Consider the following 15,658-nt stretch of genomic DNA (forward strand, 5'->3'; position numbering starts at 1 on the left):
CAGACACTGTTGACTGTGTACCGAAATCACCGGACTGTAATGGACATGCCGAATATACGCGCGCGTTTGCTCGTAGTTCTGGTGATCCTCTGCGGATTCCTGACGGTATCGGGTGTACGACCCGTCACCGCCCAAGCCCTCCCCGACTTCCTCTGGTTCGACGACACCCCGATCACCGTGCAGGACGGCAGATTCACCGACGGCCAGGGCCGCGAGGTCGTGCTGCGCGGCTACAACGTCTCCGGCGAGACCAAGCTGGCCGAGAACAAGGGCCTGCCCTTCGCCTCCGTCGCCGACGCGAAGAAGTCCGCGACCGCACTGCGCGCCCTCGGCGGCGGCAACTCCGTCCGCTTCCTGCTCTCCTGGGCCTACGCCGAACCCGTGCGCGGACAGGTGGACACCGCCTACCTGTCCGCCGCCACTGCCCAGATGCGGGCCTTCCTCGACGCCGGCATCCGCGTCTACCCCGACTTCCACCAGGACCTCTACTCCCGGCACCTTTTCGACCCGGACAGCTGGTACACCGGCGACGGCGCCCCCAAGTGGGCCGTGGACCTCGGCAACTACCCGGACGAGTCCTGCGGGATCTGCTTCCTGTGGGGGCAGAACATCACCCAGAACGGCGCGGTGAAGGCAGCCCAGCACGACTTCTGGCACAACGCCCACGGCCTCCAGGACTCCTTCCTCGCCATGGCCCAGCAGACCATGGCGTACGTCCGGCAGAACCTGACGGCCGACCAGTTCGAGGGCGTCATCGGCTTCGATCCCTACAACGAGCCGTACGCCGGAAGCTACGACTCGGGCCAGAACAGCCGCACCTGGGAACGTGACCTGTTGTGGCCCTTCTACGTGAAGTTCCGCGCCCGCATGGACGCCGCCGGCTGGCAGGACAAGCCCGCCTTCGTCGAGCCGAACCTCTTCTGGAACGGCAACGTCAGCAAGGAGGAGGGCGGCCTCCTGGACGCGAACGCCCTCGGCTCCCGCTACGTCTTCAACACCCACTTCTACGACCAGAAGGCCATCTCCGGCATCCTCATGTGGGGCAACGCCTCGGACGGCCAGTACGTGACCGACTTCGGCACGGTCCGCGACCGGGCCGCGGCGCTCGGCACCACGGGCATCGTCAGCGAGTTCGGCCACCCCCTGAACGGCTCCACCGCCGGCAAGGCGCCGACCGTGCTGAAGGCCATGTACCAGGCCCTGGACTCCCGGGTGAAGGGCGCCAACTGGTGGACCACGCCCGCTTCTTCGGGCCCGGTCCTGTCCGGCTCGCAGTGGCAGTGGGACATCTACCACGGCCGCCACCACGAGCTGATGAACGGCAACCCCGACAAGGTGCTCACCGAGGCCGACGCCTGGAACGACGAGGACCTCTCCGCCGTACACCTCGACAACTCCGGGAAGGCCGTGCTGCGCCAGGACGCCCGGCTCCTGGACCGGATCTACCCGAGCGCCACCGCCGGCACGACGGCCGCCTTCACCTACGAGGACCGCTCCCGCGACGGCTCCACGACCCTGACCTGGAACCCGGTCCCCAGCTCCCTGCCCAACGTGTCCCGCCTGGTGGGCACCGGACAGTACGGCCTGCTGGCATGGCGCTCCGACGGCACCTCGGCACCCACCGAACTGCACCTGCCGGCGTCCTTCCCGACCGCGACCACCACGGTGGTCTCCGACCTCGGTACCTCCTACGGCCCGCCCGCGTACACCCGCACCACCCCGATCGCGGCAGCCCCCGAACCGGGCGGCACCGGAAGCCGCCGCCTGCTGCTCACCGCCCCCGACAACGGCGTCCTGCACTACGCCCTGGTCGCCAACGGCACGACGAACCCCTCCCCGACCCTGCTGAACGCGGCCCGCTCCGAACTGTCCGCCTGGGCTGCCCAGGAGTTCAACTGAGGGCCGCTTGACCCTCCCCTTACGTCAGGGTTGAAGCTTGACCCCGACGAAAGGGCAGGTGAATGAGGTACTCCGTGAGGCAGGTCGCGTCCTTCGCCGCAGTGACGGTGCGCACGCTGCACCACTACGACAAGGCCGGCCTGCTCACACCGAGCGCCCGCAGCCGGGCCGGATACCGGCTCTACGACGAGTCGGACCTGGCCCGGCTCCAGCAGATCCTCTTCTACCGCGAACTCGGCTTCTCCCTCGACGAGATCACCACCATCCTGGAGGACCCGCAGGCCAACGCGCTCGACCGGCTCCGGGCCCGGCAACGGCAGTTGGCCGAGGAGATCACCCGGCTCCAGCGGCTCGCCGAGGTCGCCGAGCGGGCCATCGAGGTGCAGCAGACCGGGGTGTCCCTGGCGCCCGAGGAGCGCTTCGAGGTCTTCGGCGAGATCCGCTTCGACCTCAGCTACGCCACCGAGCGGCAGCTGAAGTGGGCCGACTCGGCGGGACAGCGCGAGGCGATGGCACGCGCGGCCGCCCACAGCAAGGAGGACTGGCGGCGGCTGATGGCCGAGGCCGCCGCCTGGCGCGCACGGCTCCTGGAGGCCCACGACGCGGGGGAGCCCAGCGACGGGGCCCGGGCCATGGATCTCGCCGAGGAACACCGGCGGCACATCACCCGCTGGTTCACCTCCTGCCCGCCGGACATGCACCGGCGCATCGCGGACGACTTCGTCGCCGACCCGCGTGCCTTCGCCCTTGTCGTCCCGCCCTCGCAACAGCGGCCGGAACTCGCCGCCTACCTGGGCAAGGCCGTGCACGCCAACGCGTCCCGGACCGAGACCGGCGCGGCCCGGGATGTCCCGGAGGCGCAGGACTCACAGGTCCCGCAGGACTTGCAGCACTCGTACGACTCGCAGGACTCGCAGGAGGAGAGATGAGGATCCTGATCGCCGCGGCCGGTTCCCGCGGTGACGTCGCGCCCTACACGGGACTGGGCGCCGCACTGAGCCGGGCCGGCCACGAGGTCGCCCTCGCCACGACCGACACCTTCGCGCCGTTGGCCCGCGAGGCGGGACTGGAGTTCCGCAGCCTGCCCTCCCGGCCGCCGGGTGAGCGGGGCGGCGCGGCGAACAAGCGGGAGCTCATGCGGACCGCGGCGGCGTTCGTCACCGACCTCGGGCGCGGATTCGCCGACGCCGTGGCCCGGGGCACCGACCTGCTCCTGCTGTCGGCCACCACGGCGCAGCTCGGCTGGCACCTGGCCGAGGCCACGGGTGTCCCGGCCATCGGCGCCTACCTCCAGCCCACGGCACCGACCGGAGACTTCCCGCCCGTCGTCACCGGCGCCCGCTCCCTGGGGCCCCTCGGCAACCGGACGGCCGGGCGCCTCGCCCTGCGTATGGCCGACCGCGTCTACGCCCGGGCGGTCGCCGAACTCCGCCGAGACCTGGGCCTTCCCCCGCTCGCCCCGCACCGGATGCGTCGCCGCCGGGAACGCGCCGACTGGCCCGTCCTGCACGGCTTCAGCACGGCTCTGGTGCCGCGCCCCTCCGACTGGCGGCCCGGCCTGGAGATCGTCGGCCCCTGGTGGCCGTACGACGACCCGGACCGCAAGCTGCCCACGGAGCTGGAGGACTTCCTCGCGGCCGGTCCCAGGCCGGTGTTCATCGGGTTCGGCAGCATGGCGGCCGGCGAGGGGGAGCGGCTGAGCGAGATCGCCGTACGGGCGCTGAGGCGGGCCGGTCTGCGGGGCATCCTCCAGACCGGCAGCGCGGGACTCACCGCCGACGGCGACGACGTCCTGACCGTCGGGGACCTGCCGCACGCGCTGCTGTTCCCGCGGGTCGTCGCCGTCGTCCACCACGCCGGGGCGGGCACCACGGCGGCCGGACTGCGGGCGGGGGTACCCGCGGTGCCGGTACCGGTGACGGCGGACCAGCCGTTCTGGGCCGGGCGGCTCGCCGCGCTCGGCGCCGCCACCGGGCCGATCCCCTTCCCCTCGCTCACCGCCGAACGGCTCGCCGGCGCCCTCGACCTGATCGTGCGTCAGCAGGCGTACACCCGCGCCGCCTCGGCCGCCGCGCGCCATCTGGCGGCCGAGGACGGAGCGGGTGAGGCCGTCAAGGCCGTGGCCCGACTGGCGGGTTGAGCCTCAGGAGGCGGGGGCGGTCCAGTTGGCCGTGACATTGCCCAGGCGCACGCGCTGCGGGTGGTCGCCCACCGGTACGGACACGGTCTTGCGGCCGGTGGCGAAGTCGATCGCCGTCACCTGGTCGGCACCGCTTTCGGAGACGACACAGCTCCTGCCGTCCCCGCTGACCGTGGCCCAGTAGGGCTTGGCGACGGGGACGAGCGGGCCCTCCTGGAGGGTGGCGCGGTCCACGACGGTCGCGTAGTCGTCCATCGTGCCCGCGACGCACAGCTTGGTGCCGTCCGGCTTCATCGAGATGCCGTGGTGGCGCGAGTCGTTGACGAACGTGGTGCGGTCGTCGCTGGTCGCCGGGTTCTTCGGCAGGGTCTTCGTCCGGACGATCTTGTCGGTGGCGAGGTCGTACTCGAAGAAGCCGTTGAAGAACGACACCTGGAAGTACAGCTTGGACTCGTCCGGCGAGAACACGGCCGGCCGCACCGCGTCCGAGTGGTCCGTGAGGCCGATCGCGTTCAGCTTCTCCCGCATGTCGATGACCTTGACCTGCTTGAACGTGGTCGCGTCGGCGACGGTGATGCGCCGGTCGCCCTTCGTCCAGTCCAGCCACGGGGCGTCGGTCTGGGTGTTCACGTCGCCGATCGCCATGTTGTAGATGTACTTGCCGTCCTGGCTGAAGATGTTCTCGTGCGGCTTGTCACCCGTGGCGAACGAACCGAGCTGCTTGCCCGTCTGGATGTCCAGCACGTGCACGGTGTTGCCGGTGGAGGCCGACACCGCCACCCGCTTGCCGTCGGGGGAGACGGCCATGTGGTCGGCGCGGTAGCCGGACACCGCGAAACGCCAGTTGATCTTCCCGGTGGCGAGATCGATCGAGACGACGTCGGCGAAACTCGGCCGTGAGACCACCACCGAGGTGCCGTCCGGGGTGGAGTACATGTCGTCGACGAACTGGTCGTGACCCTCGCCCACGCTGTTGCGGATGGTCATGAAGGCGATCCAGCGGATCGGATCGGCGTTGATCTCCGCCATCCGCTGGGCCTTGTCGGGGATCACGTTGATCCGGCCGATCTTCGCGAAGTCGCCGCCGGACTTGATGACGTCGGCGGTGCCGTCCCAGTTGTTGCCCACGAACATCACCTCGCGCAGGGCGGCGGCCGAGGTGTCCGGGGCGGCGGTGGCGGCCGTCGCGGGGACGGTGACGGTGAGCACGAGGGCGGCGGCGGCAACGGCGCGAAGGTGCCTCGGTCCGAAAGCGGGCATGACTGCGCTCTCCTTTGGAGATGGCGGCTCTTGAGTGGGGCATGCCAAAGCAGGCGGCAGATCTGAACACAGATGAATTCAGAGTCAACTTACTGCAAAGTAAGGAAGAGGCGCCCTTCTCCACAAGACTGCGTACACGACAAAATTGACCTGGAACGAAGCGCCCGGCGAGCGGGCGGGACAAGGAGGCGCGCGTGGCGGGCAGGCTCAAGGCGCCGACAGGCCGTTACGGCGGCAGGTCGGCCGAGGAGCGGCAGGCCGAGCGCCGCCGGCGCTTCCTGGACGCGGCACTCCAGCTCTTCGGCGACACCCCCGGCTACCGCGGCACCACGGTCGCCGCTCTCAGCGAGGCCGCCGGCCTGTCCACCCGCCAGTTCTACGAGGAGTTCCGCACCCTCGAGGACGTCCTGGCCGCCCTGCACCTCCAGGTCAACGACTGGGCCCAGGAGGCGGTCCTGGCCGCCGTGGCCGACGCGGAGCACCTGCCCCTGGCCGACCGGGTCGCCGCGATCTTCCGGGCGTACGCCGCGAACGTCACCGGCGACCCGCGCCGCGTCCGCATCACCTTCGTCGAGATCATCGGCGTCAGCCCCCGCCTGGAGGAGCAGCGCCTGGCCCGCCGCGCCCACTGGATCGACCTCGTGTGCGCCGAGGCCGAGGCCGCCGTCCGGCGCGGGGAGGCCGCCCGCCGCGACTACCGGCTCCCCGCGACCGCCTTCATCGGCAGCGTCAACGGACTGCTCCACGACTGGAACGCCGGCTGGCTGGACGCGACGCTGGACGAGGTCGTCGAGGAACTGGTCCGGCAGCTGCTGGGGATCCTGCGCCCGCCGGGCTGGCCCCCGCCCTCCGCCTGACACGGCCGGGCCGCGCTCGGCCGGGGGTCCTTCGTCAGCGGGCCGCGCCCCGGTCCTCCAGCCGGCCCACGGCGGCCACCACCGGCGTGACGCCGTCCTCCGCGCGGATACGGGCCCCCAGTGCCCGGGCGCGCTCGCCGTACCCGGTGTCCCCGGTGGCCCGGGTGAGGGCCGCGGCCAGGGTGTCGGCGGTCAGGCGCCGCAAGGGCAGGGCGCGCGGGGCGACGCCCAGGGAGACCAGACGGGTGGCCCAGAAGCGCTCGTCGAACTGGATCGGCACCGGGACGGCCGGAACCCCGGCACGCAGCCCGGCCGCGGTGGTGCCCGCGCCCGCGTGGTGGACCACCGCGGCCATGTGCGGGAAGAGCAGCGAGTGCGGGATCTCGTCGACGGTCAGCATGTCCTCACCGGACGCCTCCAGGCCGCCCCAGCCGCGCTGGATCACCCCGCGCAGCCCCGCCCCGCGCAGCCCACGGACGATCTCGGCACTCAGCCGCACCGGATCGGGCACGGTCGCGCTGCCCAGCCCCACGAAGACCGGCGCGGGGCCCGAGTCGATGAACTCCCGTACCCGGGAGGGGAGCCGGGTGTCGCCGTCGTACGGCCACCAGTAGCCCGCCACCTCCAGGCCCGTCCGCCAGTCGCGCGGCCGGGCGACCACCCGCGGGCTGAAACCGTGGAACACCGGCCAGTCCTGTCGCTCCCGGGCGCGCACCGCGGCGGCGGAGCCCGCTCGGGGCAGGCCCAGCCGGGCCCGCACCGCCGGCACGGTCGCCGCGTAGACCTGCTCCACCGCCAGGTTCATGCCCAGCCCCGCCATCCGGTTGCCCGCCGCTCCCCAGGAGCCGACGCCGAGCATGGGCGGGACGAACTCCCGGGTGGGGGCGAGCGGTTGGAGGTGGAGGCCCACACTCGGCAGGGACAGTCCCTCGGCCACGGTGTGCCCGAGCGGGACCATCGGGGCGGACAGGAGCAGTACGTCGGCCGCCCGGGCGGCGGCAACGACGTCGTCGGTCATCCGTCCGGCCAGGTCGCGCGCCATGGAGACCAGCCGGACCATCTTGCCCACGCCGGTCGCGCTGCGGTGCAGCGCCCGGCCCCGCGCGGACTCCAGCTCCGCCCGCGGATCCAGCGGCAGCGGCCGGAACCGCAGCCCGGCCCGCTCCGCCAGCGACTCGAAGCAGCCGTGGGTGACCAGGGTGACCTCGTGTCCGGCCCGGGCCAGAGCATGCCCCAGACCGGTGAACGGGGCCACGTCGCCCCGGGAACCCGCCGTCATGATCGCTACGCGCACGAGGGACAGTATGGCGCCGGAGCGCGCCCTGCGGGGCGAACGACCCGTCAGGTCCGGCCACTTCGCTCGCCGTGTCAGGTGGCCGCGGTGTCACGTTCCGCGACCGGTGTGACCTCCTCGCGTTACTCGTCCCAGGCCTGGATCATGGTCTGTTCGACGATCTTGCCGTCCCGCAGGGTCAGCATCGACTCGGCGAGGACACGTACCCCGTCCGGATAGCGGCAGGTCTCGCTGAACGCGACGCGGTCGTCCTGGATGACGCACTGCTCCAGTTTGTGGGTCATGTCGCGGCTGTAGACGTCGTCCAGCATCGCGCTGATCTCGTCCTTGCCGTGCAGGACCTTGGGGTGGCTGGGCTGGGTGTTGCGGTCCACGACGCGTATCTCCGCGTCGTCCGCGTAGAGCGACAGAAGAGTCGCCGCCTGTCCTTCGATGCCCCGACGCAATGTCTCGGTGTCGAAGCCGGATCCTGCCGCGGTGGCCATGGTGAACCTCCTTCGAGGGCCGCGGCCCGACGAGGAGCGGGCCGCCCTGGGCCTTCTCCTTCGAGACTCCTCCGCCCCGGCGGCCTCGGCAAGCGCGGGCCGGGCGCTCCGCCTGACGGGTGAGCGGCACCGGGCGGCCGTGTCCGGGCCGGGCCCGCCCGCGTTGCTGAAGGCATGATCTCAACTCGACGTATCGTCGCCGCCGTGGGACTCGCCGTGAGTGTCACCGGCCTCACCGCGCCCCTCGCGAACGCGGCCGACACGGCCGCCCTGGACGCCGCCGGCAAGCTGAGCCCCATCGCCACGCTCGACTCGCTCACCGTGAGTGACATCCCCGCCGAGCACAAGGACGAGATCCCGCGGGCCTCGGCGCAGCTGGCTCAGCTCAACCGGGTCAACGACCTGAACCAGTTGCAGCAGCTCACCGGACTCGCCGCCCCGGTCACCGGTCTGGTTCCCGGCATCCAGTACTGAATCCCGCCGTCACCGCGAAGGGCCGCCCGGCACCGGGCGGCCCTTCGTGTCGTTCCCGGCCGGTCGACCCAGGTCAACCCCGGTCGCCACCGCTGCCGTGGCTGTCGCCATCGCCATCGCCATCGCCGCCGTCGCCGTCGTCGTCCAGGAAGTGGAAGCCGGGGCGCGGGTGCATCAGGAAGTCGTGGTGCGAGATGTTCCACGCGTAGGCGCCCGCCAGGGCGAACGCCACCCGGTCACCGGCCCTGAGCCCGGGCGCGGGAACATGCCGGGACAGGACGTCCTTCGGGGTGCACAGCTGTCCGGCCAGGGTGATCCGCCCGCTCCCGGCGGCCGGGCGCGGCCAGGGGTGCGGCCAGGCGTCCACCGGCAGCACGGAGCACGGCTGGTCGTGGCCCTTCGTCGCCGGGGTCCGCAGATGATGGGTGCCGCCGCGGACCACGCCGAACTCCTCGCCGTGGCTGCCCTTCACGTCCAGCACCTCGGTGGCGTACCAGCCGCAGTACACCGTCAGCGCCCGCCCCGGCTCGATGCGCAGGGTCAGGCCCGGGTGTGCCTCGGTCAGCCGGGCGAGTCCGTCGCCGTAGGCGGCCCAGTCGAAGCGGCGCTCCGGGTCGGCGTAGTCGACGCTCATGCCACCGCCCACGTTCACCTCGGCGATCGGCACGTCCAGGCCCGTCGCCCACGAGACGACGGTCCCGGCCACCGTCAGCAGCTCCGGGGCTTCCAGGCCGCTGGCCAAGTGGGCGTGCACACCTCGTAGTTCGAGGTGCGGATACGTGCCGTCGGTGAGGGCGTGGACGACCTCGCGGGCCCGCTCGGGATCCATGCCGAAGGGGGTGGGCCGACCGCCCATCGCCAGCGAGCTGCCCGCCAACGAACCGTCGGCGACCGGCAGGTTGACCCGGACCAGCACGCCCACCCGGCGCCCGGGCGCGTGCCGCCGCGCCAACTCGGCGAGCACGCGCAGCTCGTGTCCGCTCTCGACGTGGAAGCGCTCGACTCCCCGCTCCAGCGCGGCCGTCACCTCGTCCGGTGTCTTGCCGGGACCGCCGAAGGCCAGCGGCCGGCCCGGCACCGCCTCGGCGACATGGGCGAGTTCGCCCCCGGAGGACACCTCGTAGCCGTCGACGTACGGGGCGAGCGCGGCGAGGATCTCCGGCTCCGGGTTGGCCTTGGCGGCGTAGTACAGCTCCACCCGGTCCGGCAGGGCGTCCCGAACGGCGCAGGCATGCGCCCGCAGCGCCGTCAAGTCGTAGACGTACGCGGGCAGTTCGGCGGCCGGCAGGGAAAGGACGCGCTCGCGGACCGCGGGTGTCGGGTCGGTCATCGTGCGCCTCCGGTCGTCCCGCGCTGGATGTCCACGTTGAGGGGGGACGGCAGCCGCACGTAGCCGGCCTCGCGGTCGGGCTTGCGCTCCCAGCGGGTGAGCAGGTTGGCCTTGGCGGGCAGCGGGACCCCGGCGAGCAGGGCGGCCAGCCGCGGCGGGCAGCCGCACCGCTCGGCATAGGCCCGCAGTGTGTCGCGGACCCGGCCCCACAGCGCCGCCTCCGCACCCGGGTGCAGGTCGGCGATGGCGGCCAGCAGCTCGGCCACGTGGTTGACGAGCAGGCAGTACACGACCCGGTCCCAGCCGCGCTGGGCGTCGTACGTCATCGGGTCCGCGACCTCGGGCGGCAGCGCGGCCAGGGTCTCGGTGTGGTGCTCGGGCACCAGCTTGGTGCCCTCCAGGTCGCGGAAGAGGACCTGGACGGGCAGGCCGTCGCCGTCGACGCCGATCAGGACGTTCTGAAGGTGCGGTTCCAGGACCAGGCCGTGGTCGAAGTAGGCGGCCAGGACGGGCGGGAGCAGCAGGTCGAGGTAGGCCGACCACCAGTCCAGGGCGCGCCGCTCGTCCGCTCCGTCGAGGAGGCGGGAGATGTGGGCGGGGCCGGTCGGGTACTCGTCGGCGACGGCCGCCGCGAGCAGGGGCGTGGTGCCCGGTGCCAGTCGTGCGGGCAGGCCTTCGCGGACGATGACGCCGAACCCCTCGAACAGGTCCTGGTCCGGTGTGCCGTCGGGGCCGGGCAGGGCGAGCGTGCGGTAGGCGGGCTCGCGCAGCACCGCACTGCCCGGGAAGCGCTCGGCCAGGTCGGCCAGCGCCGGGGCCAGCACGCGCGTGAGCGCGACGGCACCGGACAGCTCGTAACTGCTGTTCTTGCGCAGGCAGTTGGTGATCCGGACGTTGAGACTGAACTTCAGGAACGTCTCGCCGTCGTACAGGGTGCGCACGGAGGCGGTGGCGGAGAACGGCTGTCCGCCCGGCCCGAGGTCGACGACGTCACCGCTCGCCAGGGCCGCGCGCAGCGCCGGGTGGTCCTGGAGGGTCTCGTACTGCCAGGGGTGGGCGGGCAGCAGCCGGTAGCCGTCCGGGACGCCGGCGCGCTGCCGGTCCAGCACGGTGACGGCCGAGACGTCGGCGTACTCCTCGGCGATCAGGTCGGCGCGGACCGCCAGGTGCCGCAACGGGAAGGCGGCGCCGACCTCGGGCGCGTACGCGGACCAGGCCTGCGGGTCGCCGGTGCGGGCCTTGGGCGTCGGGTGGAAGCGGTGTCCGAACAGCAGTGACTGCTCCGAGGCGAGGTAGGCCGAGAGCCGGTCGTCGGGCGCCCGGTGCTCGTGCGGCGCGGCCAGGGCGGTCGCGATCGCCGTGTGGCTGGAGGCGATCTGCTCCAGGAACTCCTCGTTGCGCACGCCGGTGCGCAGGGACAGCTCGTCGTGCGTGTACTCGGCCAGGCGCCGCCAGTCCACCGGCGCCCAGTCGTCGTCGCGCTGTTCGCTCACCGGCCCGGTGAACCGGTGCGCGCCGAGCAGCGAGGTCCGGCGCAGGGCGACCCGCAGCAGGACCCCGCGGCGCGGCAGCCGCAGCAGAAGCCGGCCGTCGGCGACGACACTCTGGTGCTCGGGGCCCGACACCTCGCGCAGCAGACAGTTGAGGAGCGTGTGGGCCACCACGTCGTCGACGGCGGGCCGTCCGGTGGGCGCGGAGGCGGTGCCGTCCTGCGCGGCCGGGGCCGGGAGCCGGGGGGTACTCCCCGGCGACGTGTGGGGGAGGGTCAGCGAGGGCATCAACGGCTCCTGCCAGTGCGGTACGTGAGCGGGGGGAGAGTGATCGCGAGAACGGTGACGGCGGCCGCGGCACCACCGGTCAGCACGGGGGCGGCCGGGCCGTAGCGGGCGCTGCCCGCCGCCGCGGCCAGGCCGGCGGCGACCGCGCCGGCCTTGGAGAAGAACTCCAGCGAGCCGAACATCCCGCCGGGCGCCCGGCCCCGTGCACAGTCGGCCGCCAGTATCTGGAGGCACACCAGCCCGAAGGTGAGACCGGCGCCCAGCAGCAGGCGTACGGCGATCAGCTCTGGCAGTGATCCGGCCACGCCGTGTCCGGCGAGCCCGAGCGCGATGCAGGCGAAGCCGAGCGCGAGACCGGTCCGCGGGCGGTCGCGGAAGGCGGAGTGCACCGCCAGCGCCGCCACCAGGTAGCACAGGTGGGGCAGGGCGAAGAGCACGCCGGACAGCAGCGGGGAGGCCCCCGGTATTCGGTCGTCGACGAGGGCGATCAGATACGGGAAGGAGATGACCGTGGAGAAGACGAAGGCGAACTCCAGGGCGTACAGCGTCTTCAGCGATACGACGGGCGCCGTCTCGCAAACGGGCGCCGACTCCTTCTCGTCGGGCTCGCGGACGGTCGGCTCCGGCTCGGGCAGCGCCGCCAGCAGCAGCGCGGCCGTCAGCGGCAGTACGGCGAGCAGCGCGTACTGGCGGTGCGGCGACAGCCAGCCGGAGAGCGAACCGACCACGATCGGCGCCGCCACCAGGGCGGCCCGCGCGCTGCCCTGCATCAGGGTGAGCGCCTTGGACAGGGCCGGGCCCTCCAGGGCGGCGCCCAGATAACCGTTGGACGCGGCGAACGTGCCGCCCAGGACGCCCTGGAGCACCAGCGCCAGCGTGAAGGTGGCCAGGGAGTCCGCCCAGCCCGCCAGCAGGAAGGCCACGGCCAGCCCCAACTGGGCGCGCAGCAGCAGCCGTTTTCGCCCGTAGCGGTCGGCGAGCCGCCCCCAGAACGGGGCGCCCAGCGCGCCGAACACGGTCGGCACGACATACAGCACTCCCGCCCAGCGGGCCTGCCGGTCGCCCAGCTCCGGCAGGATCTCGGTGAGATACGGCGGCAGCCCGAGCGCGGCGAAGGAGGCCACGAAGTAGCAGCCGGCCACCGCGTGGACCCGGCCCCGGCCGAACGACGTACCGGGCAACCGCAATGCTTGGGCGCTCACGCCGAACCCCTCACGTTCCGCAGGTAGTTGGGGCCGAAGGTGTAGTGCTTGTTGATGTCGGCCGCTCCCGACCGCTCCTTGGACAGCAGCGTCCCGGCGGTCACCATCGCCTTCACCGGCAGGGCCGACGCGTCGAGCACGCGGGCGCGCAGCTGCTCCGCGGCCTCGCCGCCCAGCCGGTCCACGGCCTCGGTCAGCCGCTCGCGGATGAGGGCCAGCACCGCGTCGCGGTGGCGGGGGAGGCCGAACGCGTAGGCCCCGGCGCACAGATGGAGCGTGATCGTGGTGAACAGGTCGGTGACGGCGGAGTCGTCCCGGCCGAAGGTCCTGGGGTCGTCGAAGCCCCACGGGCCGGGCAGTACGGCTTGCAGCCGCTCGGTGTTGATCCGGGGCCCGTCGTTGTCCTTGAACAGCAGACGCAGGCTCCTGGGCCGCAGCACGAGCGAGATGTTCTGCTGGTGCGACTCCAGGGCGACGCCCTGGCCGAACAAGGTCGTCTGCCAGTCGAACAGCAGCGTCAGACAGGCGTCCAGGAGGCGGAGAGGGTCGCCGTCGTAGAACCGGTCGGCCAGGTGGTCCAGGACCAGTCGTCCGTCGGGGGCCTCGGCGAGGAGCGCGGCCATGGGGGTGACCACGGCGCCGTCGAGACCGGCCGGGTGGCGGCGGCACAGCACCGCGAGCAGTTCGTGCCCCGCGTGGGCGTAGGTGGACTCGTCGGCGTGCAGGATCGTGGCCCGGAACCGGGGCTCCCGGGCGGCCGTCGCCTCCAGCAGGCGCTGGCCGGCCGCGCCGTCCACGAGGGTGCCGGGCTTGATGGAGCGCTTGTTGCGCAGGCCCAGGGTGGCGGTGGCCAGGGGGAGTTTGAGATGTACGGAAGGATCGGCGGCCACCGCGACGGTGCGCATCGACAGGGTGGGTACCACGTCCAGGTAGGTCCGCTCGGCGAGCAGCGCGCTGTCCGCGAGACCGGCGTCCCGCAGTGCCTCCTCCAGCGGGGCGCCGACGGTCAACGGGTGGACGGGCAACGCCACATGCGTGTCCTGCACCTGCGGCAGACCGAGCGCGGCCGGGGTCGGCCAGAAGGCGGGGAGCGGGCCGGTCAGGGTGAGGGCCGCGCGGGGTACGGCCAGCCAGCGCAGGGCGAAGCGGGGATGGAACTCCGGTGCGTAGAGCCGTAGTTGCTTCTCCGTGAGCCCGGAGCGGCCGCGCGAGGTCGGGTAGACGGGGTGGTCCAGCCGGGCGGCGAGCGTGTCGTAGGCGAGGGCCGCGGTGAGGCCGGTCCAGCACGCCGGGTCGCCGCCGTGCAGCGCGGTCAGCCGCCCGGCCGTCTCGTCCCGCGTCGCCGCGTGCAGCCGTACCGTCTCCAGGGTCTGCCGGCACTCCTCGGCGAACGCGTCGAAGCCGTCCCGGTCCTCCGGCTCGGCGAGCGCGCGCAGGGCGTCGAGGACCGCCGCGTACGCGGTCAGTTCGGCGCCGTCCGACGCGCGCACCAGGAGCGGCAGCCGTGCGGCGTACGCGCTCTGGAAGCCGTCCTCGGCGACCGGCAGCAGCAGGGCGCCGCCGCCCGGTGTCGCCAGCCGAAGCCAGTCGCCGTCCGGCCGGTGTTCGAGCGTGGACCGGGTGCGCAGGCCCACCACGTCCTCGCGCAGCAGGGCGCTGAGCACCCGGGTGAGCAGCTCGGCCTCGCAGGTGTCCGTGGCGGTCGGCGCGCTCACGGCTGGATCTCCCAGCGCCGGGCCGCCAGGAAAGCGGCCGAGACCCGGTCCACGGTCGGCTGGTCGGTGCCGACGGCCCGCAGCACGCCGAGGTAGTCCCGGTTGGTGCGGTACAGCTCGTGCCGCTCGCCCACCGCACGCAGCGGACGGTACGTCAGATGCACGCCCTCGATGGTGAGTTCGGTGGCGGTGGGGGCGTCGGTCAGCGTCCCGGCCCGCTGCGCGCACGGGTACTCCAGCCGCGCCGCGCCGTCCCGGCGGGCGCCCAGGTCGGCGGGCAGCCGCTCGCCCAGATGCGTGCGCAGGATGTGCTCGAACAGCGGGACGTCCAGCAGCCGGGCGAGCAGCAGATCGCACTGGTCGCCGATGGCCCGGTAGTTGACCTCGATGATCCGGGCCCGGCCCGCGTGCACCACGAACTCGGTGTGGCAGGCGCCGAACCCGACGCCCAGTGCGTCCAGCTGGGCCAGCACCTGGGACACGACCGGCTCGGGATGCGCGGGGACGAAGGTGAGGGTCTCCTCGATGAAGTACGGCGGCGGCGACAGCTCGGTGTGGAAGCCGCCCAGCACATGGCGGTGCTCCCCGTCGCCCAGGGTCTCCAGGGTGAACAGCTCGCCGGGCAGGTACTCCTCGACCACCAGGACGGCACCGGGACGCCGGTCCAGGATCTCCTTGGTGTGGACGACCAGTTCCTCGGCGTTCTCGACCAGGACGACGTCCTCGCTGGCCACGCCCTCGCGCGGTTTGACCACGCACGGGTACGGGGCGTCGAGCGCCGTCGGTTCGGTGAGCTCGGCCGACCACACGGTGTCCACGCCGGCGCCGGCCAGCCGGCGCCGCATCTCGGCCTTGTCCTTGCAGCGCAGGGTGGCCCGCCAGTCCTTGCCCGGCAGGTCGAAGTAGGCGGCGGCCAGGGCGGCCTGGGTCTGGAGGTGGTCGCTGTTGGTGAAGACGCCGTCGGGCCGGTGGTGTGTGGAGATCCGGGTGATCACGGCCCGGAAGTCGCGGACGTCGCACTCCAGGATCTCGATGTCCGGGTAGGCGGAGCGGTGCGCGTCGGGCTGGTCGGTGAGGACGGTGACGTCCAGGCCCAGCCGGGCGGCGGCGGGCAGGAAGCCCTCGGTGACGGAGTCGGTCGGATTGAGGGCGAGCAGGTACAGGCGCATGACTGGGAAACAACTTCCGCTAGCGGGTGGGGGGTTGGCGGCGGGCCGCGCGCGT

General features: G+C 72.7%; 13 protein-coding genes. 5 read left to right on the top strand and 8 right to left on the bottom strand.

Going from position 1 to position 15,658, the window contains the following annotated elements:
• The first annotated feature begins 39 nt into the window (after positions 1-39).
• The 3 genes from SLINC_RS41080 (at position 40) to SLINC_RS41090 (ending at position 4,039) form a co-directional block, all read left to right on the top strand.
• Positions 40-1,899 carry a glycoside hydrolase family 5 protein gene (locus SLINC_RS41080; RefSeq protein ID WP_067443509.1) on the top strand — a complete coding sequence of 620 codons (1,860 nt, stop codon included), beginning with the start codon at positions 40-42 and terminating at the stop codon, positions 1,897-1,899.
• Positions 1,900-1,961: 62 nt separating this feature from the next.
• The gene (locus SLINC_RS41085; RefSeq protein ID WP_079164973.1) at positions 1,962-2,828 is read left to right on the top strand and encodes a MerR family transcriptional regulator; all 867 of its coding nucleotides are present in this window, start codon (positions 1,962-1,964) and stop codon (positions 2,826-2,828) included.
• Positions 2,825-4,039 (top strand): glycosyltransferase, encoded by a 1,215-nt coding sequence (locus SLINC_RS41090; protein WP_067443510.1) that lies wholly within the window; start codon positions 2,825-2,827, stop codon positions 4,037-4,039. The genes SLINC_RS41085 and SLINC_RS41090 overlap by 4 nt, the downstream gene beginning before the upstream one ends.
• 3 nt (positions 4,040-4,042) lie before the next feature.
• On the opposite strand, the gene SLINC_RS41095 is transcribed toward SLINC_RS41090, so the two are convergent.
• Positions 4,043-5,299 (bottom strand): YncE family protein, encoded by a 1,257-nt coding sequence (locus SLINC_RS41095; protein ID WP_067443511.1) that lies wholly within the window; start codon positions 5,297-5,299, stop codon positions 4,043-4,045.
• 194 nt (positions 5,300-5,493) lie between these two features.
• On the opposite strand from SLINC_RS41095, the gene SLINC_RS41100 reads away from it, so the two are divergent.
• The gene (locus tag SLINC_RS41100; protein ID WP_067443512.1) at positions 5,494-6,156 is read left to right on the top strand and encodes a TetR/AcrR family transcriptional regulator; all 663 of its coding nucleotides are present in this window, start codon (positions 5,494-5,496) and stop codon (positions 6,154-6,156) included.
• 34 nt (positions 6,157-6,190) lie between these two features.
• On the opposite strand, the gene SLINC_RS41105 is transcribed toward SLINC_RS41100, so the two are convergent.
• Both SLINC_RS41105 and SLINC_RS41110 read right to left on the bottom strand, forming a co-directional pair.
• Positions 6,191-7,435, bottom strand: a complete 1,245-nt coding sequence (locus SLINC_RS41105) for a glycosyltransferase (protein WP_067443513.1) — start codon at positions 7,433-7,435, stop codon at positions 6,191-6,193.
• Positions 7,436-7,572: 137 nt separating this feature from the next.
• The gene (locus SLINC_RS41110; protein ID WP_067443514.1) at positions 7,573-7,935 is read right to left on the bottom strand and encodes a nuclear transport factor 2 family protein; all 363 of its coding nucleotides are present in this window, start codon (positions 7,933-7,935) and stop codon (positions 7,573-7,575) included.
• Between the two features lie 174 nt (positions 7,936-8,109).
• Here SLINC_RS41110 and SLINC_RS41115 point away from each other — a divergent pair, with 174 nt between their 5' ends.
• On the top strand, positions 8,110-8,409 hold the full coding sequence (locus SLINC_RS41115; RefSeq protein WP_067443515.1) for a hypothetical protein: 300 nt from the start codon (positions 8,110-8,112) through the stop codon (positions 8,407-8,409).
• A 73-nt stretch (positions 8,410-8,482) separates the two neighbouring features.
• On the opposite strand, the gene SLINC_RS41120 is transcribed toward SLINC_RS41115, so the two are convergent.
• From SLINC_RS41120 to SLINC_RS41140, 5 genes are read right to left on the bottom strand one after another with little or no spacing between them, the layout of a single operon-like run.
• Positions 8,483-9,739 (bottom strand): type III PLP-dependent enzyme, encoded by a 1,257-nt coding sequence (locus tag SLINC_RS41120; protein WP_067443516.1) that lies wholly within the window; start codon positions 9,737-9,739, stop codon positions 8,483-8,485.
• Positions 9,736-11,517, bottom strand: a complete 1,782-nt coding sequence (locus tag SLINC_RS41125) for an IucA/IucC family protein (RefSeq protein WP_079164974.1) — start codon at positions 11,515-11,517, stop codon at positions 9,736-9,738. Before SLINC_RS41125 ends, SLINC_RS41120 begins: the two co-directional genes overlap by 4 nt.
• On the bottom strand, positions 11,517-12,719 hold the full coding sequence (locus SLINC_RS41130) for an MFS transporter (RefSeq protein WP_067443517.1): 1,203 nt from the start codon (positions 12,717-12,719) through the stop codon (positions 11,517-11,519). Before SLINC_RS41130 ends, SLINC_RS41125 begins: the two co-directional genes overlap by 1 nt.
• Positions 12,716-14,434 (bottom strand): IucA/IucC family protein, encoded by a 1,719-nt coding sequence (locus tag SLINC_RS41135; RefSeq protein WP_067443518.1) that lies wholly within the window; start codon positions 14,432-14,434, stop codon positions 12,716-12,718. The genes SLINC_RS41130 and SLINC_RS41135 overlap by 4 nt, the downstream gene beginning before the upstream one ends.
• Entirely contained in the window at positions 14,431-15,603 is a 1,173-nt protein-coding gene (locus tag SLINC_RS41140) for an ATP-grasp domain-containing protein (protein ID WP_067443519.1), read from the bottom strand. Before SLINC_RS41140 ends, SLINC_RS41135 begins: the two co-directional genes overlap by 4 nt.
• Between the last annotated feature and the right edge of the window lie 55 nt (positions 15,604-15,658).

The sequence above is a fragment of the Streptomyces lincolnensis genome, assembly GCF_001685355.1.
GTDB classification, from domain to species: domain Bacteria; phylum Actinomycetota; class Actinomycetes; order Streptomycetales; family Streptomycetaceae; genus Streptomyces; species Streptomyces lincolnensis.

Coding starts and splice junctions, on each gene's coding strand:
- SLINC_RS41090 (WP_067443510.1), top strand. CDS start 2,825: ATGAGGATCCTGATCGCCGCGGCCGGTTCCCGCGGTGACGTCGCGCCC.
- SLINC_RS41105 (WP_067443513.1), bottom strand. CDS start 7,435: ATGACGGCGGGTTCCCGGGGCGACGTGGCCCCGTTCACCGGTCTGGGG.
- SLINC_RS41120 (WP_067443516.1), bottom strand. CDS start 9,739: ATGACCGACCCGACACCCGCGGTCCGCGAGCGCGTCCTTTCCCTGCCG.
- SLINC_RS41080 (WP_067443509.1), top strand. CDS start 40: ATGGACATGCCGAATATACGCGCGCGTTTGCTCGTAGTTCTGGTGATC.
- SLINC_RS41125 (WP_079164974.1), bottom strand. CDS start 11,517: ATGCCCTCGCTGACCCTCCCCCACACGTCGCCGGGGAGTACCCCCCGG.
- SLINC_RS41140 (WP_067443519.1), bottom strand. CDS start 15,603: ATGCGCCTGTACCTGCTCGCCCTCAATCCGACCGACTCCGTCACCGAG.
- SLINC_RS41110 (WP_067443514.1), bottom strand. CDS start 7,935: ATGGCCACCGCGGCAGGATCCGGCTTCGACACCGAGACATTGCGTCGG.
- SLINC_RS41115 (WP_067443515.1), top strand. CDS start 8,110: ATGATCTCAACTCGACGTATCGTCGCCGCCGTGGGACTCGCCGTGAGT.
- SLINC_RS41085 (WP_079164973.1), top strand. CDS start 1,962: ATGAGGTACTCCGTGAGGCAGGTCGCGTCCTTCGCCGCAGTGACGGTG.
- SLINC_RS41095 (WP_067443511.1), bottom strand. CDS start 5,299: ATGCCCGCTTTCGGACCGAGGCACCTTCGCGCCGTTGCCGCCGCCGCC.